The 22,355-nt window shown below is 70.3% G+C and carries 13 protein-coding genes and 1 pseudogene; 7 read left to right on the forward strand and 7 right to left on the reverse strand.

What is annotated here, in order from left to right:
• Positions 1 to 142 precede the first annotated feature (142 nt).
• The 6 genes from glgP to ACI2LP_RS09595 form a co-directional block, all read right to left on the reverse strand.
• Positions 143 to 2,809 (reverse strand): alpha-glucan family phosphorylase, encoded by a 2,667-nt coding sequence (gene glgP, locus ACI2LP_RS09570; RefSeq protein WP_404723957.1) that lies wholly within the window; start codon positions 2,807 to 2,809, stop codon positions 143 to 145.
• Between the two features lie 140 nt (positions 2,810 to 2,949).
• Positions 2,950 to 4,236: an FAD-dependent monooxygenase gene (locus tag ACI2LP_RS09575; RefSeq protein WP_404723958.1), complete on the reverse strand. Its 1,287-nt coding sequence runs from the start codon at positions 4,234 to 4,236 to the stop codon at positions 2,950 to 2,952.
• Positions 4,237 to 4,259: 23 nt separating this feature from the next.
• Complete coding sequence (locus ACI2LP_RS09580) at positions 4,260 to 5,381, reverse strand: monodechloroaminopyrrolnitrin synthase PrnB family protein (RefSeq protein WP_404723959.1); 1,122 nt, start codon at positions 5,379 to 5,381, stop codon at positions 4,260 to 4,262.
• Positions 5,382 to 5,504: 123 nt separating this feature from the next.
• A complete protein-coding gene (locus tag ACI2LP_RS09585; RefSeq protein ID WP_404723960.1) occupies positions 5,505 to 6,920 on the reverse strand; it encodes an MFS transporter in 1,416 nt (471 codons plus the stop codon).
• Positions 6,917 to 8,353, reverse strand: coding sequence for a 4-hydroxyphenylacetate 3-hydroxylase family protein (locus ACI2LP_RS09590; protein WP_404723961.1), 1,437 nt, complete (start codon positions 8,351 to 8,353; stop codon positions 6,917 to 6,919). Before ACI2LP_RS09590 ends, ACI2LP_RS09585 begins: the two co-directional genes overlap by 4 nt.
• 88 nt (positions 8,354 to 8,441) lie before the next feature.
• A complete protein-coding gene (locus ACI2LP_RS09595; RefSeq protein ID WP_404723962.1) occupies positions 8,442 to 9,410 on the reverse strand; it encodes an AraC family transcriptional regulator in 969 nt (322 codons plus the stop codon).
• A gap of 117 nt (positions 9,411 to 9,527) precedes the next feature.
• Between ACI2LP_RS09595 and ACI2LP_RS09600 the strand changes: the two genes are divergently transcribed.
• The 5 genes from ACI2LP_RS09600 to glgB all read left to right on the forward strand — a co-directional run bounded on the left by ACI2LP_RS09600 (position 9,528) and on the right by glgB (position 18,493).
• Positions 9,528 to 10,457 carry an SDR family oxidoreductase gene (locus ACI2LP_RS09600; RefSeq protein ID WP_404723963.1) on the forward strand — a complete coding sequence of 310 codons (930 nt, stop codon included), beginning with the start codon at positions 9,528 to 9,530 and terminating at the stop codon, positions 10,455 to 10,457.
• Positions 10,458 to 10,818: 361 nt separating this feature from the next.
• Positions 10,819 to 12,825: a maltotransferase domain-containing protein gene (locus ACI2LP_RS09605; RefSeq protein ID WP_404723964.1), complete on the forward strand. Its 2,007-nt coding sequence runs from the start codon at positions 10,819 to 10,821 to the stop codon at positions 12,823 to 12,825.
• The gene (gene treS, locus ACI2LP_RS09610; protein WP_404723965.1) at positions 12,822 to 14,528 is read left to right on the forward strand and encodes a maltose alpha-D-glucosyltransferase; all 1,707 of its coding nucleotides are present in this window, start codon (positions 12,822 to 12,824) and stop codon (positions 14,526 to 14,528) included. The genes ACI2LP_RS09605 and treS overlap by 4 nt, the downstream gene beginning before the upstream one ends.
• Before the next feature lie 154 nt (positions 14,529 to 14,682).
• Positions 14,683 to 16,071, forward strand: coding sequence for a maltokinase (locus ACI2LP_RS09615; RefSeq protein ID WP_404723966.1), 1,389 nt, complete (start codon positions 14,683 to 14,685; stop codon positions 16,069 to 16,071).
• A 28-nt stretch (positions 16,072 to 16,099) separates the two neighbouring features.
• Complete coding sequence (glgB, locus tag ACI2LP_RS09620) at positions 16,100 to 18,493, forward strand: 1,4-alpha-glucan branching enzyme (protein ID WP_404723967.1); 2,394 nt, start codon at positions 16,100 to 16,102, stop codon at positions 18,491 to 18,493.
• Here glgB and ACI2LP_RS09625 read toward each other — a convergent pair.
• A complete protein-coding gene (locus ACI2LP_RS09625) occupies positions 18,468 to 20,678 on the reverse strand; it encodes a HelD family protein (protein WP_404724432.1) in 2,211 nt (736 codons plus the stop codon). The two genes, glgB and ACI2LP_RS09625, sit on opposite strands and share 26 nt — an antisense overlap.
• A 148-nt stretch (positions 20,679 to 20,826) precedes the next feature.
• Between ACI2LP_RS09625 and ACI2LP_RS09630 the strand changes: the two are divergent.
• A pseudogene (locus ACI2LP_RS09630) lies at positions 20,827 to 21,363 on the forward strand (DUF6817 domain-containing protein); the annotation flags it as partial.
• A complete protein-coding gene (locus ACI2LP_RS09635; protein ID WP_404724433.1) occupies positions 21,358 to 21,876 on the forward strand; it encodes a S1 RNA-binding domain-containing protein in 519 nt (172 codons plus the stop codon). The pseudogene ACI2LP_RS09630 and the gene ACI2LP_RS09635, both read left to right, overlap by 6 nt.
• Positions 21,877 to 22,355 lie beyond the last annotated feature (479 nt).

The raw sequence follows: 22,355 nt of genomic DNA on the forward strand, positions 1-22,355 counted from the left end.
GGTGTGTGTCAATCGGGGGGTGGCGATGTAAACTACGCCCACCCTTGGGCCAGTAAAACACTCTTATTACACATTTTTAAAAAAGGTGGTGGGGCGGGGTTTGGCCCCGCCCCCACCACGGATCAGCGCACCGCGCCACCCTTCAGCGCATCAGTACTCCCGCGCCCTCCCCCGTCGCCTCCGTCGGCAGCGCGACCAGACCCAGGTCCGCGCTGGCCGCCAGCAGTGGATGGGCGGGCAGGATGCGCACCGTGTAGCCGAAGGGCCCCGTGCGGCCGAGGGAGAGCGGCCCCTCGTACACCCAGCGGCCCTCCAGGTCCGGCCCGCCCGCCGGCTTCAGCGGCGAGGTCTGCGCGTCGCCGATCGCGTCGTCGGAATCGACGCGGCCCGCCACCGCCTGCACCTCCACATCGTCCGGCTGGAGTCCGCCGAGGGCGACCCGCACCCGCAGCGCGAGCGTGTCGCCGAGCTCAGCCGTGCCGGATGCCGCGGCCTGTTCAAGTGCCTCCACATGGTCGACGGCCACCTGCGGCCAGGCCACCCGCACCCGCGACTTCCAGGCCGCCAGCTCCCGCGCGGTGTCCGCGTCCAGGGCCCGGTGGGCCCGGGCGGCGGGTGCGTACAACCGCTCGACGTACTCGCGCACCATGCGGCCCGCGAGCACCTTGGGTCCGAGCGTGGACAAGGTGCGGCGGACCATCTCGATCCAGCGCTGGGGCAGTCCACCGACCCCACGGTCGTAGAAGCGCGGCGCGACCCGGTTCTCGATCAGCTCGTACAGCGCGGCCGCCTCCAGCTCGTCCCGGCGGTCCTCGTCGGTCGCCGAGCCGTCCGCGGTCGGGATCGCCCAGCCGAAGTCCGGCTCGAACCACTCGTCCCACCAGCCGTCCAGGACGGACAGATTGAGGCAGCCGTTCAGCGCCGCCTTCATCCCGCTCGTCCCGCACGCCTCGAGCGGTCGCAGCGGGTTGTTCAGCCACACGTCGCAGCCGGGGTAGAGCTTCTGTGCCATCGCCATGCCGTAGTCGGGCAGGAAGACGATCCGGTGCCGCACCCGCGGATCGTCCGCGAACTTCACCAGCTCCTGTACGAGGCGTTTGCCGCTGTCGTCCGCCGGATGCGCCTTGCCCGCGACGACGATCTGGATCGGTCTGGTCGGATGCAGCAGCAGCTCCATCAGCCGGTCCCGGTCGCGCAGCATGAGCGTGAGCCGCTTGTACGAGGGGACCCTGCGGGCGAAGCCGATGGTGAGCACTTCGGGGTCGAGGACCCCCTCGATCCAGCCCAGTTCGGCGGCTCCGGCGCCACGCTGGCGCCAGGAGGCACGCAGCCGGTCGCGCACCTCCGTGACGAGCTGTTCGCGCAGCTCCCGGCGGAGCTCCCAGATCTCGGCGTCCGGGATGTCCGTGATGGTGTCCCAGCGCTGCGGGCCGCCGACGGACAGGGCGTCCTCGGCGCGGCTCGAGCCGATCTGGCGCGCGCCCAGCCGGAACACCTCGGGCGCCACCCACGTCGGCGCGTGCACGCCGTTGGTGACGGAGGTGATCGGCACCTCCTCGGCATCGAAGCCTGGCCACAGCCCGGCGAACATGCCGCGGCTGACGGCGCCGTGGAGCGTGGAGACCCCGTTGGCGCGCTGGGCGAGCCGCAGCCCCATCACCGCCATGTTGAAGAGGTTGGGCTCGCCACCCGGATAGGTCTCCATGCCGAGCTGGAGCACCTTCTCGACCGGGACACCGGGCAGCTCCCCGCGCTCGCCGAAGTGACGGGCGACGAGTTCCCGGTCGAAACGGTCGATGCCCGCGGGCACCGGGGTGTGGGTGGTGAACACGGTCCCGGCGCGCACGGATTCGAGAGCGGCGTCGAAGTCCAGCCCCCGGCCGCCGTCTTCCGGGGACTCGCCGAGTTCGCGGATGCGCTCCAGGCCGAGGAACCCGGCGTGCCCCTCGTTGGTGTGGAACACCTCGGGCTCGGGGTGAGCTGTCAGCCGGCAGTAGGTACGCACCGCGCGTACGCCGCCGATGCCCAGCAGCATCTCCTGGAGCAGCCGGTGCTCGCTGCCGCCGCCGTACAGCCGGTCGGTGACATTGCGCTCGCCGGAGCCGTTCTCCTCGACGTCCGAGTCGAGCATCAGCAGTGGTACGCGACCGACGTGCGCGACCCAGATGTGTGCGCGCAGCGAGCGGCCGCCGGGAAGTGCGAGACAGACCTGGGCGGGTGTCCCGTCGGGCTCCCGCAGCAGACTGACGGGAAGCTCGTTGGGGTCGAGGACGGGATAGTGCTCCTGCTGCCAGCCCTCGCGGGACAGGGACTGGCGGAAGTAGCCGTGCCGGTAGAGCAGCCCGACGCCGATCAGCGGTACGCCGAGGTCGCTGGCTGCCTTGAGATGGTCGCCGGCGAGGATGCCGAGACCGCCGGAGTACTGGGGCAGTGCGGCGGTGACGCCGAACTCGGGCGAGAAGTAGGCGACCGCGGCAGGGAATTCGGTTCCCTCGGGTGCGCCGGCGCCGCTGTGTGCCTGGTACCACCTGCGTCCGTGCAGATAGTCGTCCAGGTCGTCGGCGACTGCGGCCAGCCGGCGCAGAAATGGCCGGTCGCCGGCCAGTTCCGTGAGCCGGGCTGCGGATACGGCCCCGAGCAGCCGTACGGGGTCGCCGCCCGCCGCCTGCCATTCCTCGGGGTCGACGGACTGGAAGAGGTCTCGGGTCTCGGCATGCCAGGACCAGCGCAGATTGCGCGCGAGGTCGCTGAGCGGCCGGAGCGGTTCGGGGAGGACGGGGCGGACGGTGAATCGACGAATGGCCTTCACAGGTTCCACCTTTGCAGGGGAGGTACGCATCCGAGGGGACGCACGACGGTGTGCGTCCTTTCCGTCACCCATGACGGTATCTGTACCCCGCCCTCCGCAGCCACGGCGCGCGGCCGTCCGAGGGGCGCTCGCCGGGGCATTCAGCGCGGCGAACGCATCGCCAGGTCGTACGGGGACCCGCGGTTGACGGTCCCCGGGTCGAACGCTCCGGTGGCCGCGTACCGGGCGGCGATCTCGGCGAGTTCCGCCTGCGGGATCACCTCGTCGATGTCGCTGAAGCCGCCGGGGGCCCGCTGATGGGCCAGGCTGATGACGACCTCGGGGCCGAGCTGCCGGTTGGACTGCTGGAGTTCGGTCATGGCGGGCCTGCGCTCGGCCTCGAATGCCGCGAGCGCTTCGGCGGGGTCGGTGTGCAGCGCCATGGCGTGGGCGAGCGCGCGGCCGTCGACGATGGACTGGGTCGCGCCGTTGGAGCCGACCGGGTACATGGCGTGGGCCGCGTCGCCGATCAGCGTCGTACGGCCGTGGGACCAGCGCGCGAGCGGCTCGCGGTCCACCATGGGGTACTCGTACGCGGTGTCGGCGGCCCGGACGACGTCGGGGACGCTGACTCCGTCGAACTCCCAGCCGTCGTAGTGGTGCAGGAACGATTCGACGGGGACCCGTCGGTTCCAGTCGCCGCGCCAGGCGTCCTCGACGGAGTCGGCCGGCATCACGAGCGCCCAGTTGACCAGCACCTCGCCGGTGTCCCGGGCGGGCTCGGTGATGGGGTAGACCACTGCCTTGCGGCGGTCGTCGCCCGCGATGAACATGAAGGTGCCGATCCGGTGGGCGGGTATCCGGGAGACGCCGCGCCAGATGAGCATGCCGTTCCACGGCGGTTCGCCCTCGCCCGGGTTGAGCGCCGCCCGGACGGCCGAGCGGATGCCGTCGGCGCCGATGAGGACATCGGGTTCGAGCGATGCCTTGCCGCGCCGGGCGCCGTCGCGGTGCTCCAGCTGGACCCGGGGTCTGCCGTCGGGCAGCGGTTCGACGCCGGTGACCTTGACGCCGCCGACCAGGGCTCCGCGGCCGAGCCGGGTGCGTACCGCTTCGGCGAGCGCGAGCTGGAGTTCGCCGCGGTGGATGGAGAGCTGGGGCCAGTGGTATCCGGCGCCCAGGCCGCGCCGGTCGCGGGAGATGAGACCGCCGCTGCAGTGGTAGTAGCGCAGTTCCCGGGTGCGTACGGCGCGCTCTTCGAGCCGGTCGAGCAGGCCGAGTGCGTCGAGTTCGCGGACCGCGTTGGGCATGATGTTCAGCCCGGCGCCGATCGGCTGGATGTCGCGGACCGTCTCGACGACGGTGATGCGCTGGAATCCGGCGTTGTGCAGGGCGAGTGCCGCGGTCAGACCGGCGATTCCACCGCCGGCGATCATTATGTGGGGCATGGGGAGGGACCTCCTGGGGACGGTCAGGCGACGGGGGTGCGCGGCCGCTCGGCGGACTGGCGCACGAGGCTCTCGTTGTCCCGGGTCAGGTCGAGCACCGCGCGTAGAAGTTGGATCGGAGCCCCTCCGCTGCCCACTTCGTACTGGCGCACGTCCTCGCTGTACGCCTTGCGGGCCATGGTCAGATGACGGGCGCGGAAGGTCTTGAGGATGCGCAGCACGCGCGTGAGCGAGACGGCGGACGCGGCGAGCTGCGGCGGCAGCCGCTCGGCGTCCTCCCAGCTGATGGCGGCGGACAGCTTGGAGACCGCGGAGGTGCCGCCCCTGTGCGCGGCGCAGTGGTCGCGCCAGGAGGGGAGGCTGTACTGCACCGACTCGTCGAGGAACGCGTCGTAGGCGGGGTCGCTGCGGTCGCTCTGCCACAGCGTCAGATCGACCAGCCAGAGCGGCACCTGGGCGGCGGCCGGGCCGAGGTAGTCGACACCCGCGATGTCGATCTCCTCGAAGTAGGAGCGCATCTCCTTGGCGAAGAAGACCGGGGAGACATTGGCGACGGTGAAGTCGATGGAGTCGACCATGGACTGCACATGCTGGGCGGTGCGGTCGAGCGCGAGGGAGAAGCCCGGTTCGTACGGCTCCATCCGGGCGAGCTCGGCGCAGGTGTCGAGAGCGGCCACCAGGCTGGGGAAGACCATCCGGACCGCGTCCTGGAGATTGCCCTCCATGGTGTGGCCGGTGTACATGCGCTGCCGGGCACCGAGGGGGTTCCACGTCGTGTAGTGGTGCACCGTGTCGCGCGGCACCATGTCGGTGCGCCTGCCCAGCTCCTCCAGCACCGGCAGGACTTCGGGGACCGCGGCGACGGGCTCGGCGCCGTGCCGTTTGAGCGAGCCGAGGAGGATGCCCAGGTCGCGCATCGCGGCGAGCGCGTCGGTGACGGCGAGGGCGGCGACCCGGTCGGGGTCGGGCACCAGGGTGCGCAGGGCGACGGCGAGCGCGGGCACATCGGCGTCGGCATTCATCGCGGGCAGTGCGGCGAGCAGGGCGTCGGCGCCGAGCGGATCGGCCGCACGTATCTCGGCTATCCGGTAGCGCGGTTCGCCCCTGAGATCGGGACCGGGCGCGACTAGGTCGTACAGGGTCAACGGAATGCCCCCCTCGGGCAATGTCACTTCAATGGGTGGAATGCGGGGTTGCTCGCGCCACGCGGTCACCGGACGCTTGTGCCGCATGCGTGGGCGTATGCCGCACGCTCTCGCCTCACACGGTCACTCCAAGGCGCCGCCCACACGGTCCTGGCGCGGGGGCGCCATGGCGGGCGCGGGCAGCCGAAGCCGTACGGAGAGCAGGGCGGCCAGGGCCGCGAAGGCGGCTGCGACCAGTAGCGCGGAGCGGAAGCCGGTGGTCTGCGCGGTGGCCGTCGCGCCATGCCCGGCGGTGGCGACGGCCACCAGGACGGCGAGCCCGAGGACCGAGCCGAACTGCTGGCTGGTGTTGATGAGTCCGGAGGCGAGTCCGGTCTCCTCGGGCGCCGCCTCGGCGGTGGCGGCCACATTGGTGGTGACCATGACCAGGGGCAGTGCGACGCCGATGACCAGGCTGGGCGCGAGGACGGTGGTGAAGAAGGTGCCGTCGGCGGTGAGTGCGAGCGCGAGCCACATCATTCCCGCGAAGAGCAGTGCGAAGCCGAGCGTCATGGCGGGTCTGAGCCCGATCCGGTGGATGAGGCGGCCGGTCCTCGGTGCGACGGCGACGACGACCAGCGACAGCGGCAGCAGTCCGAGGCCGCCGGTCAGCGGGGTCTGCCCGAGTACGGTCTGCAGATAGAGGCTGACCAGGAAGAACATTGGGAACAGCGCCATCTGGGCCAGCGCGCTGAGGATGTTGGCGTCGCGCAGTGCGGGGCGCCGGAGCACCGCGGGCGGCACCAGTGGGCGGGCGATGTGCGACTCGAGTACGGCGAAGGCGGCGAGCAGGAGGAGTCCCGCGCCGCCCGCGGCGAGGGTGCGCGGGCCGGTCCAGCCCGCCTCACCCGCGCCGACGAGTGCGTACGCGATCAGGCCCAGGCCGCCGGTGGCGGTGAGCGCTCCGCCGATGTCGAAGCCGGCACCGGCGCTGCGCGTCCCCCCGTTGAGAACGCGCAGTGCCAGTGCCGCGAGGACAAGGCCGAGCAGCACATTGAGCCAGAACGTGGAGCGCCAGCCGAACCAGTCGGTGAGCACACCGCCGAGCACGGTGCCGGTGACGCCGCCGAGTCCGCCCATCGCGGCGAACGCGCCGAGTGCCTTGTGCCGTCCGGGCCCGTCGGGGAACAGGCCCAGCAGCAGCGCGAAAGCGGCCGCGGCGGCGAGGGCCGCGCCCGTGCCCTGCACGGCCCGCGCGGCGATGAGGATGCCCTCGGTCCCGGCCAGACCCCCGGCCGCGGAGGCGGCGGCGAGCAGGCCGAGGCCGGTGAGATAGAGCCGCCGGTGGCCGAGGAGATCGGCGGCGCGGCCGCCGAGCAACAGCAGCCCGCCGAAGGTGATCAGATAGGCGTTGGCCACCCAGGACAGTCCGGCCGAGCCGGAGCCGAGGTCCTCGCCGACCGACGGCAGCGCGACATTGATGATCGCCGTGTCCATGATCAGCAGCAGCTGGGTGGAGGCGAGCAGCGCGAGCGCGGCGCCTGGGCGGGCCGAGGTCACTGGCCGCTCCCATGGCCCAGGCCATATCCGTCGAGACAGCTCTGGGCCAGGTTCTCGCAGCTCTCGGCGCCGCCCGCCCATGTCTGCATGGTCAGATAGACGTGCGGGGCGCCGTGGTAGAAGCGCTCGTACTGCTCGTGGCGCGCGGCGAACTCCGAACCGAGCGCGTCCCAGGCCAGCTTGAGCAGCTTGACCCGGTCCTCGGCCGGGGTGCCGGGCGCCCGCAGATACGTCGAGAGGACCGGGCCGATCTCGGGGTGGAGCAGGTCCTCGGCCGAGGCGGGCAGCTGGATGACCGAGCCGCCCGCGAGCTGCTTGATCTCCTGGACGGCACGCGGATACAGCTCGCCGGCCATGATGCGCTGGGCATAGGAGATCTCGGTCCCCGGCATCACCCCGCCACGGCCGCCGTCGACCTGCTCGTACGAGGCCTCGGCGGCCAGCACAAAGGCCTTGGCCTGGGCGACCATGCCGAGGAGCCTTCCCACCGCCTGGGTCACGGGCGGCAGTTGGTACGTGTTGCCGGCCCGGGTCAGCAGGATGGCGAGGCCGGTGAGGAATTCGAGCTTGGTCCAGAAGCGGGTGGCGGCCTGGTGGACGAAGTTGAGGTAGGCCGGGGTCTGCCACCACATGGCGGCGGTGGCCTCCACGTTGCGGTAGGTCAGCACCCGCTCCCAGGGCACGAAGACGTCGTCGCACACCAGCAGCGAGTCGTTCTCGTCGAAGCGGGACGAGAGCGGATTGTCGAAGACACCGCGCGCCTGGGCCTCGTACGAGGTGCGCGAGACGAACTTCAGCCCGTGGGTGTCGACCGGGACGGAGAAGCAGAGGGCGTGGTCGACGTCCCCGGGGGCGAGCGGCTCGATCGTGCCGACGATCACCTCGTCGGCGAAGACCGCGCCGGTGCCGATCATCTTGGCGCCGCGCACCACGATCCCGCCGTCCTTCTCCTCGACGACCCGCACCACCAGGTCGTCGTCCCCCTGGCCCGAGTGCGGGTTGGTGATGGTGAATGCTGAGTACAGACCGCCCTCGGCGAGCCTGCGGTGGTACGCGAGGGCGTTGGCGGCGCCGTCGAAGGTGTCGGTGGTGAAGATGTGCGGCACGGCGGCGAAGCCGGCGGCGCCGCCCCCCATGTAGTCGGGCGTACGGCCCAGGAAACCGAAGCTCGACTCGGCCCACACCTTGTACGCCTTGCGGCGCCCGACGAGGTCTTCGTAGCTGCGCGGCACGGTGTAGGCGCGGTGGACGCCGCCGGATACGAGTACGTCGCGGTGTACGGGGTCGTGCGCCAGGTCGTACAGGTGCGCGACGCTCGCGGCGGTGTTGCGGAACGCGGCGTGACGGGTGATGTCCTTGACGCGCTCGCCAGCGAGCCACACCTCTCGCCCGTCCTGGAGCGATTCGAGGTATTCCTGGCCGGACCTGGTCAACGTCTCTCCTCAAACGGAATGTCCCCCGACACAGCCGAGCCTCGCTCCAGCCATGGACGCTGGGCAATGAACGACCGTCCAGCGGTGATTAAGAACCGGCCAGTGATGCAGATGAGGGGCTTCCCGTTCGGTACTCTCCCGGCGTCATGCCGTACCACTTGCGGAAGGCGAGGTGAAAGCCGACAGCACTGTGGTACCCGACGCGCTCCGGCACCGCCGACTGGGGCAGCGTGGTTTCGGCCAGCAGCCGGGCCGCCTCCTGCATCCGACGGCCGGTCAGATGCCGGGCGGGCGCCTCGCCGACCAGCTCCCGGAAAGCGGCGGTGAACGCGGAGCGGGACATGCCGACCTCGCGGGCGAGCGACTCGATGGTCCAGGGCTCGGCGAACCGGGTCGCGATGATGACCATCGCCTTGCTGATGCCGGGATGGCGTAACACGGGCAGCGCGGAGGGGTTGCGGGCGAGTTCGCGCAGCAGCGGCCGCAGCGCGAGCACCAGCGCCATCTCGAAGGCGCGCAGTGTGATCAGCCGGTCGCCGGGTCCGACCGGGCGGTCGGTGGCGGCGAGCAGCCGCAGCGTGTCGCGCAGCAGCGGCTCCTTGTCCACCTGGGTGCGATCCAGCACCAGTGCCCAGGGCAGCGCCTGGTACAGACCGGTGGCCGCGGAGGCGTCGTAGTGCAGCCCCGCGCAGAGCAGCCTGCTCTCGGGGCCCTCGCCGTCGATCCGGAGCTCGCCCGAGGTGCCGGGGGCCCGTTCGGGCAGCACGGCGGCGAGCGCGAGCCCCCGCCGGTCGGGCCGGTCGGCGAGCCGGTGGGCGGTCCCGGTGGGGAAAACGGCGAGGTCGCCCTCGTGCATCTCGATCGGGGTCTGGTCCTCAGCGGTGATCCAGCAGCCGCCCTGGGTGATGAAGTGGAGTACGGCGCAGCTCTGTTCTGCGTCGCCCTCGATGGCCCAGGGGGCGCGGACATGCCAGCGGCTGTCGAAGACCCCGGTGAGACGCAGGGGTTTGAGCAGTTCGCTGAGGAGATCCTCGCTTTCGCGCTCCGTCGGTTCCATGGACGATCCTTCAACCCCCGCCCCGGTTTGTTAATTGATCGGCCGAAGCCGCCGAAGCGAGCCTGGAAGAGCCGTTCACGGCAGCAGCCACACCCTATCGAAGGGCTCATCAGACTCATGTCCGATCACAATCCGATGCGCGTAGCGGTCGTGGGGGCGACCGGCTTCCAGGGCGGTGCGACGGCCCGTCTGCTGGCGGAGCGGAACCACCGGGTACGCACACTGAGCCGCAAACCGGAGGCGGACCGGCCGGAGCTCCCCGGCATCTCGGTCGCGGGCGGCGACCTCGGGCGCTACGAGGACGCACGCCAGCTCTTCGAGGGGGCCACGCACGCAGCGGTGATGATGCCCCTGGTGTACCAGGCCGAGAAGGTCATGCGGTACGCCCAGCACATCGCCAAGGCTGCGCGCGAGGCGGGAGTGCGGCGGCTCGTCTACAACTCCAACACCCGTGTCCCGGACCGCACAACGAACGTGGCGGCCTTCGAGACGCGCCGCCTGGCGGAGACCGTGTTCCGCGAGAGCCTTGCGCAGAGCGCCGTGGAGTTGGTGGTGGTACGTCCGCCGATCTATCTGGACAACCTCTTCAGCCCGTGGAACGGCCCGGCCCTGGTGAACGAGGGCGTGCTCGCCTATCCGCTGCCCACCGACGCGCCCACGGCGTGGATCTCCCACCGCGACCTGGCGGAGGCGGTCTATGCGGCGCTCACCGTGGACGGCGTGGCGGGCCGTACGTTCGACATCGGCGGTGCGCAGACGCTGACGGGCGACGAACTGGCGAAAGCGTTCGGCCAGGGGCTGGGCCGCGAGGTCCGCTACGTCCATCTGGAGCCGGCCGTCTTCGAGCAGAGCCTCGCACAGATCCTGGGCCCGGAGTCGGCGGCCGGGGTGGCGGGGATCTACCACTACATGGCGACGGGCCTGGAGCCGGGCCTGATGGCGGGCGACCAGGGGGAGTCGGCGGCGGCGCTCTCGCTGAAGCCGGCCGAGGTGGACGAGTGGGTGGCGCGCCAGCCGTGGCAGATGTGGTCGGGTGACCAGCCGTGAGCCACAAGAGGCCCGAGCCGAGCTGGGGCGCGTAAGAAGAAGAAGCGGACCACTGGGACCGGCCTCGTCATCAGGACGCGGCCGGTCTCTCCGCGTCCCTCCTCTCTTGTGCGAGCACCTACGTCCTAGTAGTTAACAAAGCACCGGATTGCCCACCCGAAGACCGTGGGAAGGCTCATTCGGTACGGGGGCCACCGCACGCTTCTCAACATTCTTCCGCCCACCCGAGTGAACGCGGACAGGAGCGGCCATGCCCGCAGCCCGCCAGTCGTCGACTGAGCAGCTACAAAGAACCCACCAGCCCCGCAAAAAGGAACAACCCGCTCAAACCGCCCTGCCCGCACAGCCCTCAGGTGATCCCATGATCGGTCGCATCCCCGTCCTCGACGTCCGCCCTCAAGTCGACTGCGGCAGGAGGCCCGCGAAAGCCGTGGAAGGTGAGACCTTCTCGGTCACCGCCACCGTCTTCCGCGAAGGCCATGACGCGGTCGCCGCCAATGTCGTGCTGCGCGACCCGAGCGGGCACCCCGGGCCCTGGACCCCCATGCGCGAGCTCGCCCCCGGCACCGACCGGTGGGGCGCCGATGTCACCCCGGACGCCGAGGGGCGCTGGACGTACGCCGTCGAGGCGTGGAGCGACCCCGTCGCCACCTGGCAGCACAACGCCCAGATCAAGATCCCGGCCGGCATCGACACCGCGCTGGTCCTCGCCGAGGGCGCGGAGCTGTACGAGCGGGCCGCCGCCGACGTCCCCAAGCGCGACGGCCGGGAGGCCGTACTGGCCGCCGTCGACGCACTGCGCGACGAGGACCGGTCCGCCGCCGCCCGGCTCGCCGCCGCTCTCGCCCCCGACGCCACCGCCGCCCTCACCCGTCATCCACTGCGCGAACTGGTCACCTGCTCCCGCCCGTTGACCCTGCAGGTCGAGCGCCGCCGGGCGCTCTTCGGCTCCTGGTACGAGCTCTTCCCGCGCTCCGAGGGCGCCGTCGTCGAGGAAGGCGCCCCGCCCGTCTCCGGCACCTTCCGCACCGCCGCCGAACGGCTGCCCGCCGTCGCCGCGATGGGCTTCGACGTCGTCTATCTGCCGCCCGTCCACCCCATCGGCACCACGTTCCGCAAGGGCCCGAACAACAGCCTCTCCCCCGCGGCCCATGACGTCGGCGTGCCCTGGGCCATCGGCTCCGCCGAGGGCGGCCACGACGCGCTCCACCCCGACCTCGGCACGTTCGACGACTTCGACCACTTCGTCGAGACCGCGCGGGACCTGCGCATGGAGGTGGCTCTCGACTTCGCGCTGCAGTGCTCGCCGGACCACCCCTGGGTCGAGAAGCACCCGGAGTGGTTCCACCACCGCGCCGACGGCACCATCGCGTACGCCGAGAACCCGCCAAAGAAGTACCAGGACATCTACCCGATCGCCTTCGACAAGGACATGCGCGGTCTGGTCAACGAGACCGTGCGGGTGCTGCGCTTCTGGATGGACCACGGCGTACGGATCTTCCGCGTCGACAACCCGCACACCAAGCCCGTCGTCTTCTGGGAGAAGGTGATCGCGGACATCAACCGCACCGACCCCGATGTGGTCTTTCTGGCCGAGGCATTCACCCGTCCGGCGATGATGCACACGCTGGCCGCGATCGGCTTTCAGCAGTCGTACACGTACTTCACCTGGCGTACCACCAAGCAGGAGCTGACCGAGTACCTCACCGAGCTGTCCGGCGACGCCGCCTCGTACATGCGTCCCAATTTCTTTGTGAACACCCCCGACATCCTGCACGCCTACCTCCAGCACGGCGGCCGCCCGGCCTTCGAGGTGCGGGCCGTACTGGCCGCCACCATGTCGCCCTCCTGGGGCGTGTACGCGGGCTACGAACTGTGCGAAAACGCTCCCCTGCGGGACGGGAGCGAGGAGTATCTGAACTCCGAGAAGTACCAACTGCGGCCGCGGGACTGGGAGTCGGCGGAGCGCGAGGGCCGCACCATCACGCCCCTGATCACCGCGCTCAACCGGATCAGGCGCCGCCACCCCGCTCTCCAGCAGCTGCGGGACATCCACTTCCATCACACCGACAACGAGGCGGTGATTGCGTATTCGAAATCCGCCGGGAGCCCGGGGTCGAACACCGGTGACACCGTCATCGTGATTGCCAACCTCGACCCCCACCACACCCAGGAGGCCACGGTCTCGTTGGACATGCCGCACCTCGGCCTCGAATGGCACGAGAGTGCGCCGGTGCGCGACGAGCTCACCGGCGAGACCTATCACTGGGGCAGAGCCACGTATGTGCGCCTCGAGCCGGGTGTCACGCCCGCGCACATCGTCGTCCTGCGACCGTCCCCGCCGACCGGAGGGTCACCCACATCATGATCGTCAATGAGCCCGTCCACGACACGTTCGAGGACACCCCCGCCAAGGACCGCGACCCCGACTGGTTCAAGCGGGCCGTGTTCTACGAAGTCCTGGTGCGGTCCTTCCAGGACAGCAACGGCGACGGCATCGGCGACCTCAAGGGCATCACCGCCAAACTTGACTATCTCCAGTGGCTGGGGGTCGATTGCCTCTGGCTGCCACCGTTCTTCAAGTCCCCTCTGCGGGACGGCGGTTACGACGTGTCCGACTACACCGCGGTCCTCCCCGACTTCGGCGACCTCGCCGACTTCGTGGAGTTCGTCGACGCCGCGCACCAGCGCGGCATGCGCGTCATCATCGACTTCGTCATGAACCACACCAGCGACCAGCACCCGTGGTTCCAGGAGTCCCGCAGCAACCCCGAAGGGCCGTACGCCGACTACTACGTCTGGGCGCCCGACGACAAGCAGTACCAGGACGCCCGGATCATCTTCGTCGACACCGAGACGTCCAACTGGACCTTCGACCCGGTGCGCAAGCAGTACTACTGGCACCGCTTCTTCTCCCACCAGCCCGATCTCAATTACGAGAACCCCGCGGTGCAGGAGGAGATCATCTCGGCGCTGCGCTTCTGGCTGGACCTGGGCATCGACGGCTTCCGTCTCGACGCCGTGCCCTACCTGTACCAGGAGGAGGGCACCAACTGCGAGAACCTCCCCGCCACCCACTCCTTCCTCAGGCGGGTGCGCAAGGAGATCGACGCGCACTACCCCGACACCGTGCTGCTCGCCGAGGCCAACCAGTGGCCAGAGGACGTCGTCGACTACTTCGGCGACTTCCCGGCCGGCGGCGACGAGTGTCATATGGCCTTCCACTTCCCGGTGATGCCCCGGATCTTCATGGCCGTACGGCGCGAGTCCCGCTACCCGGTCTCAGAAATCCTGTCCAAGACCCCGGCCATCCCGAAGAACTGCCAGTGGGGCATCTTCCTTCGCAACCATGACGAGCTCACGCTCGAAATGGTCACGGACGAAGAGCGCGACTACATGTACGCGGAGTACGCCAAGGACCCGCGCATGCGCGCCAACATCGGCATCCGCCGCCGGCTCGCGCCCCTGCTGGACAACGACCGCAACCAGATCGAGCTGTTCACGGCGCTGCTGCTGTCCCTGCCCGGATCGCCGATTCTCTATTACGGCGACGAGATCGGGATGGGCGACAACATCTGGCTCGGTGACCGGGACGCCGTGCGGACGCCGATGCAGTGGACCCCGGACCGGAACGCGGGCTTCTCCTCCTGCGACCCCGGCCGGCTCTACCTCCCCACGATCATGGATCCGGTCTACGGCTACCAGGTCACCAATGTGGAGGCGGCGATGGCGTCCCCGTCCTCGCTGCTGCACTGGACCCGGCGGATGATCGAGATCCGCAAGCAGAACCGCGCCTTCGGGCTCGGCTCGTACACGGAACTGCCCTCGTCGAACCCGGCGGTGCTCGCCTTCACCCGCGAGTACAAGGACGATCTCGTGCTCTGCGTGCACAACTTCTCGCGGTTCGCGCAGCCCACCGAGCTCGATCTGCGCACCTTCGCCGAACGGCATCCGGTGGAGCTGATCGGCGGGGTCCGCTTCCCCGCCATCGGCCAGTGGCCCTATCTGCTGACGCTCGCCGGCCACGGCTTCTACTGGTTCCGGCTGAGAAAGGATGCCGGCGCCACATGATGCACGTGTAACGAGAGGTACCTCCCGCGGGGCGGTTTCCGCCGCCCCGCACCGGGCACTCTCCCCTTCATCCCCGCGCGCCGCCGGACAGCCACTGCTGTAATCCGGGACACTCTGCGCATTCGTGGTGTACCCGGGGAAAGGACGCGATGCCATGTCGGAGGCTGCATCCACCCGGACTCCCGTCGCTCTTCTCCCGTCACTCGCCCCACTCCTGCACAGCTGGCTGCCGAGGCAGCGGTGGTTCGCGGGCAAGGGGCACCCCGTCACCGGCTTCTCGCTCGTCTCCGCGACCGAGCTGCTGCCCCTGGACTCGGCGCCCGGTCCGGGACTGCTGCATCTGCTGCTGCGCGTCCAGCAGCCGGGGCTTCCCGCCCCCTCGGCGCAGGACTGCTACCAACTGCTCCTCGGCGTACGCACGACGCTGCCGCCGCATCTCGCGCCCGCACTGATCGGCCATCTCACCGAGGGCCCGCTGGCCGGGCGCACGGTCTACGAGGGCCTGCACGACCCGCGCCTGGCGGATCTGATCCTGGAGCGGCTGCGTACGCCGGGCGCGCTCGGGCCACTGCGTTTCGACCGGTCCGAGGTGGCCCCGGCCATCCCCGGCGGCCTGACCGCCCGCCCGCTGGAGGCCGAGCAGTCCAACTCCTCGCTGGTCTATGGCGATGCGTACATCCTCAAGCTCTTCCGCCGGGTGCAATCCGGCCCCAACCCCGATCTGGAGCTGCCGCTCGCGCTGGCCCGCGCCGGGTGCAGCCGGGTGCCCGCGCCCGTCGCCTGGTACGAGACCACCGCGCCCGAGCCGTACACCCTTGGTGTGCTGCAGCCCTTCCTGCGCGGCTCACGGGACGGCTGGGTGCTCGCGCTGGACTCGCTGGCCGGCGGGCACTCCTTCGCCGACGAGGCCCGCGCGCTCGGCCGGGTCACCGCCGAGGTGCACACCGCGCTCGCGGGCGAGCTGCCCACGGTGATGCTGACCCGGCCGCAGACGGAGCACCTGGCGGCCGCGATGACCCAGCGTCTGGAGGCGGCCGCGCAGGCGGTGCCCGCCCTGCAGCCGTACGCACCCCGGCTGCGAGCGGCCTTCGACGCCATCGCCACGCTGGGCAGGCGCGGCCGCTCCTGGCGGGCCCAGCGCGTCCACGGCGACCTCCATCTCGGGCAGACGCTGCGCGGCGGCGGCGGGCGGAGCGACGGCCACTGGTCGGTCATCGACTTCGAGGGCGAGCCCGCGCGCCCGCTCGGCGAGCGTCGCAGGCCCCAGCCCCCGGTGCGCGATGTCGCGGGCATGCTCCGTTCGTTCGACTACGCGGCCCGCACCCACCGCCCGTGGAACCCGGCCTGGGCGGAGCGCTGCCGTACGGCGTACTGCGAGGGCTATGCCGAGGCCGACGGCGCCGACCCACGCGCCGAGCCCGAACTACTGCGCGCCTACGAGACGGACAAGGCCGTGTACGAGGTCGTCTACGAGGCCCGGCACCGCCCCGACTGGCTGCCGGTGCCGATGGCCGCGATCGACCGCCTCGCCGCCCTCACCTGAACCCCACTGCCCAAGGAGGCCGACCCCCGTGACCGCCCGACCCCCGTCCCGTAATTCCTCCGACCCCGATGGGCCCAAGCGGACGTCCGACACCGGGCCCGGCCGCCGGCAGAGCGCGGCGCCACGTCCGCGCACCGGGGCCAGCCATGGAGTGCGGGCCGCGCACCCGCTCGCGGACGGGGACCGGGGGCGGCTGCTGGCCGGCTCCCACCACGATCCGCACGCCCTGCTGGGGGTGCACTCGGTGCGCGGCGGCATGGAGCTGCGCGTACTGCGTCCGTTCGCACGGTCGGTGACCATGCTGGCCAAGGGCCTGCGGGCCGAACTGCACGAGGACGGCGACGGGTTCTTCTCGGGAGTGCTGCCCCTGCGTACCGCCCCCGAGTACCAGCTGCTTGTCGCCTACGACAGCGGCGAGACCTCGGACGAGGCGTCGGACGACGGCACGGGCGGCGACACGGGCGAGGCTTCGGACGTGACCCGGGCCCGGATCGAGATCGAGGTGCAGGATCCGTACCGCTTCCTGCCCTCGCTCGGGGAGCTCGATCTGCATCTGATCGGCGAGGGACGGCACGAGGAGCTGTGGCGGGCACTGGGCGCGCACCCCATGACACACCAGGGCGTGACCGGCACCCGGTTCACGGTGTGGGCGCCCAACGCCCAAGGGGTGCGGGTGGTCGGCGACTTCAACTACTGGGACGGCACCGGGTATCCGATGCGCTCGCTCGGCTCGTCGGGCGTGTGGGAGCTGTTCCTGCCGGGGGTCGGCGAGGGCGCGCTCTACAAGTTCGACATCACCCGGCCGGACGGCTCGCACACCCTGCGCGCCGACCCGATGGCCCGGCGCACCGAGGTGCCGCCCGCCAACGCCTCGATCGTGACGGAGTCCCACCATGTGTGGCGGGACGAGGAGTGGCTGGCACGGCGCGCCGACCGGCCGGTCCACGAGTCGCCCCTCTCCGTCTACGAGGTGCATCTGGGCTCCTGGCGCCCGGGGCTCACCTACCGCCAGCTCGCTGTCCAACTCCCCGCGTACGTCAAGGACTTGGGCTTCACGCATGTGGAGCTGATGCCGGTCGCCGAACACCCCTTCGGCGGCTCGTGGGGCTATCAGGTCACCGGCTTCTACGCCCCGACCGCCCGGATGGGCACCCCCGACGACTTCCGCCATCTGGTGGACGCCCTGCACCGGGCGGGCATCGGCGTGTTCGTGGACTGGGTGCCGGCGCACTTCCCGAAGGACGACTGGGCGCTGGCGCAGTTCGACGGCCGCCCGCTGTACGAGCACGCCGACCCGGCGCGGGCCGCGCACCCCGACTGGGGCACGCTCGAGTTCGACTACGGCCGCAAGGAGGTACGCAACTTCCTGGTCGCCAACGCCGTGTACTGGTGCGAGGAGTTCCACATCGACGGGCTGCGGGTCGACGCGGTCGCCTCGATGCTCTACCTCGACTACTCCCGCGAGCATGGCGAATGGACGCCGAATGAGCACGGCGGCCGGGAGAACCTGGACGCGGTCGGCTTCTTGCAGGAGATGAACGCCACGGTCTACCGGCGCTGCCCCGGCGTCGTCACCGTCGCCGAGGAGTCCACCGCCTGGGACGGCGTCACGCGCGCCACCCACCATGTGGGCCCGGGCGGCTTCGGCGGCCTCGGCTTCGGCCTGAAGTGGAACATGGGCTGGATGCACGACTCGCTGGGCTATGTCGTGCACGAGCCGGTGCACCGCAAGTTCCACCACAACGAGATGACCTTCTCGATGGTGTACGCGTACAGCGAGAACTATGTGCTGCCGATCTCGCACGACGAGGTGGTGCACGGCAAGCGGGCGCTGGTGAGCAAGATGCCCGGCGACTGGTGGCAGCAGCGCGCCAACCATCGCGCGTATCTGGGCTTCATGTGGGCCCATCCGGGCAAGCAACTGCTCTTCATGGGGCAGGAGTTCGCCCAGGGGGCGGAGTGGTCGGAGGGTCACGGCCCCGACTGGTGGCTGCTCGACCCGTCGTACGCCGCGGAGGCGGACCACCGGGGCGTGCGGGACCTGGTCCGCGAGCTGAACACGGTGTACGCGGCGACCCCCGCGCTCTGGCAGCGGGACACCGTCCCCGAGGGCTTCGCCTGGGTGGTGGGCGACGCCGCCGAGGACAATGTCTTCGCCTTCCTGCGCCATGCCGCGGACGGCTCACCGCTGCTGGCCGTGAGCAACTTCTCGCCGGTGGTGCGCCATGAGTACCGTCTGGGTGTGCCGGACCCGGCCCAGGCGTGGACGGAGGTCCTCAACACGGACGAGGCCCGCTACGGCGGCGGCGACGTACTCAACCCGGACCCGCTGAAGCCCGAGTCGGTCGCGTCGCACGGCCGCCCGGGGAGCATCCAGCTGACGCTGCCGCCGCTGGCTACGGTGTGGCTGCGGCCGGTCTGATGATCCCGAGTCGCTGGGTGGCCCGGGTGAGCGCCACATAGAGGTCGTTGGCGCTCATCCGGTCGGGGTCGACGACGAGGACGGTGTCGAACTCGAGGCCCTTCGCCTGGCGGGGGTCGATGAGCACGACGGGCCGGGACAGATCCAGCGGCCCGTCGTCCGCTTCCAGACCGCCGAGTTCGGCGTGCCGCTCGCGCGGGGCGATCACCGCGAGCCTGCCCTCCTGCGGGGTCTCCCGGGCGGCGAGCCGGGCCACCTCGCCGAGCGGCAGGGTGCGCTCCCAGGGCGGTACCCCCGTCGAGCGGATGGAGCGCGGCGGCTCGAAGGCGGGGTCGGTGACCCGGCGCCGCCGGGACGCGTACTCCATGATCTCGGCAGGCGTACGGTAGTTGACGCCGAGCCGGGCCAGCTCCCAGCGGTCCTGGACGTACGGGGCGAGGATCTCCTGCCAGGAGTCGCAACCTGCCAGGTCCCCGGTCTGCGCCGGGTCGCCGACGAGGGTCATCGAGCGGGTCGGACTGCGCCGCATCAGCAGCCGCCAGGCCATGGCCGACAGCTCCTGCGCCTCGTCGACGATGATGTGCCCGAAGGCCCAGGTCCGGTCGGCGGCGGCACGCTCGGCGGCGCTGCGGTGGTCGGCCTCCTCCTGCCGCTCGGCCATGCGCTCGGCGTCGATGATGTCGTGCGCGGCGAGGACCTCGGAGGCGTCTTCGTCGATGTCCTGCTTGTCCTCGAACTCGTAGGTACGGGAGGCGTACGAGACGTCGAGGACGCCCTGTGCGTAGGCGATCTGCCGGGCCCGCTCGGCCTCGGCGGCGGCGAGGGCGGCGGAGTTGTCCTCGCCGAGGAGCTCGGCGGCCTCGTCGAGGAGGGGCACGTCGGCGGGGGTCCAGGCGGTGCCGGTGCGCGCGGTGCCGGTGCGCCGGATCAACTCCGCGTCGTCTTCCGGCAGATGTGTTGGATCGGCGAGATAGTCCGCGAGGAAGTTCTGCGGGCTGAGCGGGGGCCAGAGCGACGCGATGGCGGAGTGCACCTCGGCGCTGGCGGCGATGCCCTTGCCGAGCTGGGCGATGTCGTCGGGGCCGAGGAAGTTGGGGCCGCCGTACGGGTCGGCGCCGATCCGGTCGGCGAGCTGGGTGGTCAGGTCGTCGATGATCCGGAAGACGAAGTGCGGGCGGGCCAGGTTGTGCGGCAGACCGGTCTCACGGGCCTTGTGCCGGGCCTCGACGGCCATGTCCCAGTCGAGCAGCAGATCTCCGTCGTCGTGCCGGATGACGATCGGCGCGTCCTTCTCGGGCACCTGCTGCCGGTCCCGTACGGCCTCGGCCAGTACGCCGGCCATGTCCGCCCGGCCCTTGACCGCCGCGGCCGCGGGGCTGTCCGTGCCCGTGGCCGTGACGCCGGGGAACAGCTCGCCGACCGTGGCCAGCAGCACGCCCGTCTCACCGAGCGAGGGCAGCACCTCGCCGATGTAGCCGAGGAAGACCGGGTTGGGTCCGACGATCAGCACGGCGCGCTTGGCCAGTTGCTCCCGGTACGCGTACAGCAGATACGCGGCCCGGTGCAGAGCGACCGCGGTCTTGCCGGTCCCCGGTCCGCCCTCGACGACGAGCACTCCGCGCTGCGGGGCGCGGATGATGTGGTCCTGCTCGGCCTGGATGGTCGACACGATGTCGCCCATGCGCCCGGTACGGGCACTGTTCAGCGCGGCGAGCAGCACCTCGTCGGCGTCGTGCGACTCGTATCCGGTGCGGGTGGTGTCGGCGAGATCCATGATCTCGTCGTGCAGGGCGGTGACGGTCCGCCCCTGGGTGGTGATGTGCCTGCGGCGGCGCAGCCCCATCGGTTCATATCCGGTCGCGAGATAAAACGGCCGCGCGACGGGAGCCCGCCAGTCGATCAGCAACGGAGTCCGTTCTGCGTCGTCCCGCCGGATTCCCGTGCGCCCGATATGGTACGTGACTCCGTCACGCAGGTCGATGCGCCCGAAACAGAGCCCGACGTCGGCGGCATTCAGCGCGGCGAGCGATGCGGAGTGCTCGACCACGCCGACATCGCGTTCCACGCGCGCCTGACGACCCGTGCTGACCTGCGCGATCGTGGCGTTCATGGCGGCTTCGGCCTCGGCCCTGAGCTGGTCGAGCCGCTCGTGGGCGAGCGAGACGAATTGTTGTTCCTGCCGCATTTCCCCGGTTGACAATTCAGCTCCTGACGCGATACAGTGCCTTTATTGAACTTCTCTGTGTTCCTTAGTGCACGCGAACACTCAAACACCAAATATACCCAGAGAAAGACCCCGGCCGTCAATTCGGTTCCGGGGTATTTTTGTGTTCGTGGACATATCGGGGAGTACAACAGAAGCAACCGCACTGCTGCGCAGCCACGGCGCCGGGGACCTGGACCACCCCGGCGGCACACTGCTCGCCCACCTGGACCGGGTCCGGCAGCGCCTGTCGGAGTGGGGCGCCCGCCCGGAACTCCAACTGGCCGGCCTGTGCCACGCGTTCTACGGCACGGACGGCTTCGCGACCGGGCTGCTGCCACTGGAGAGACGGGCCGAGCTGGCGGCGGTGATCGGCACGGAGGCGGAGGAGCTCGTGTACTTCTACGCGAGCTGCGACCGGTCGGCCTCGTACGCAACGCTCGCGGACGCCGACGCGGCCTTCCGCGACCGCTTCACGGGAGTGACGTACACGCCCAGTCTTGCTCAACGGCAGGACTTCGCGGAACTGACGGCGGTCAATGAACTCGACCTGGCGCGGGGCGACGCTGCGTTCCGGGCGCGGTGGGGCGGGGAACTGCTGCGCCTGTTCACGAGGTGGCGCGGGCTGTTGAGCGAGGCGGCGTGGGTGGACGTACGCGAGGTGCTCACCCTGCGGGCCGAGGAACGGCTCGATTTTCTCCAGGGCCTTGAGCGGGGCCAGGTCGTCGCCGGTGTGGTCTCCCACATCGCGAGCTTCGGTGTCACCTTTGTGGAACTGGGTGGTGTGGAGGCGCAGATGAACATTCCCGAGGTGTCCTGGAGCCCCGTCGACTCACCGGCCGACGTGATCCGCGAGGGACAGGAGCTGCCCTTCACGGTCCTGGGCGTCGACATGTCCCGCGAGCGAGTCTCGCTGTCACTGAAGGACCTGACGCCCGACCCGCTGCGGGAACTCGCGCGCACGCGGCGGCTCGGAGACGTGGTGCGCGGTCAGGTCACCAGGTCGGTGCCGTTCGGAGTGTTCATCCGGGTGCACGACGGCATCGAGGGGCTCGTTCACCGGGGCGAACTCGATGGGCGCGAACTGCAGCCGGGCGACGAGGTCGACGTCGAGATCGCGGCAATCAACATCAACTCCCGCCGGGTCCGCCTCACGGTCCGAATGGGCGGGACAACGTGACCCTTCCCCCGTACGACGGTTGATTCGTTCCTTGCCGGTTCCGATTCTCGGGCATGGACCGCCGTGCACCAACACAGGCCGCTGTGCCTGTGGGACCAGGTGAAAGGCGCTCTGACGACTTGGTAACGGCGCCGGTTCGTCTTCGGAAGTCCGGAATCACCATTCCAAATTCCTTCCGGCCGCCGCCCCCTTCATACTCGGACCGCATTCTCGGGAAACCGGAAGAGGAACGCACCCAGGGCGAGGTCCCATGGCATCAGGGCGCGGTGGACGCAGGCAAGAGCAACGGCCCGCAGGCCGTAATGTTTCGGTCGCTTCGGTGGGGCGTTTCGGTCCTCAGAGCAAAGACTTCGGGACCACCGAAGGAGAATCTGCCAGAGTTCATCGAACTGCCCTGACCTGCGATTATCTTGACATCTGCTCGCCACATCCAGGGCCGACCATTCCCCTGTCACCGCGTTCCGGCACGTTCCCGAAAG

This window comes from Streptomyces sp. NPDC019890 (assembly GCF_044903445.1).
Taxonomy (GTDB): Bacteria; Actinomycetota; Actinomycetes; order Streptomycetales; family Streptomycetaceae; genus Streptomyces.

What these genes read in the sequence shown, in the direction of transcription:
- ACI2LP_RS09595 (WP_404723962.1), bottom strand. Translation starts at nt 9,410, where the DNA reads ATGGAACCGACGGAGCGCGAAAGCGAGGATCTCCTCAGCGAACTGCTC.
- ACI2LP_RS09615 (WP_404723966.1), top strand. Translation starts at nt 14,683, where the DNA reads ATGTCGGAGGCTGCATCCACCCGGACTCCCGTCGCTCTTCTCCCGTCA.
- ACI2LP_RS09575 (WP_404723958.1), bottom strand. Translation starts at nt 4,236, where the DNA reads ATGCCCCACATAATGATCGCCGGCGGTGGAATCGCCGGTCTGACCGCG.
- ACI2LP_RS09625 (WP_404724432.1), bottom strand. Translation starts at nt 20,678, where the DNA reads ATGCGGCAGGAACAACAATTCGTCTCGCTCGCCCACGAGCGGCTCGAC.
- ACI2LP_RS09600 (WP_404723963.1), top strand. Translation starts at nt 9,528, where the DNA reads ATGTCCGATCACAATCCGATGCGCGTAGCGGTCGTGGGGGCGACCGGC.
- treS (WP_404723965.1), top strand. Translation starts at nt 12,822, where the DNA reads ATGATCGTCAATGAGCCCGTCCACGACACGTTCGAGGACACCCCCGCC.
- ACI2LP_RS09605 (WP_404723964.1), top strand. Translation starts at nt 10,819, where the DNA reads ATGATCGGTCGCATCCCCGTCCTCGACGTCCGCCCTCAAGTCGACTGC.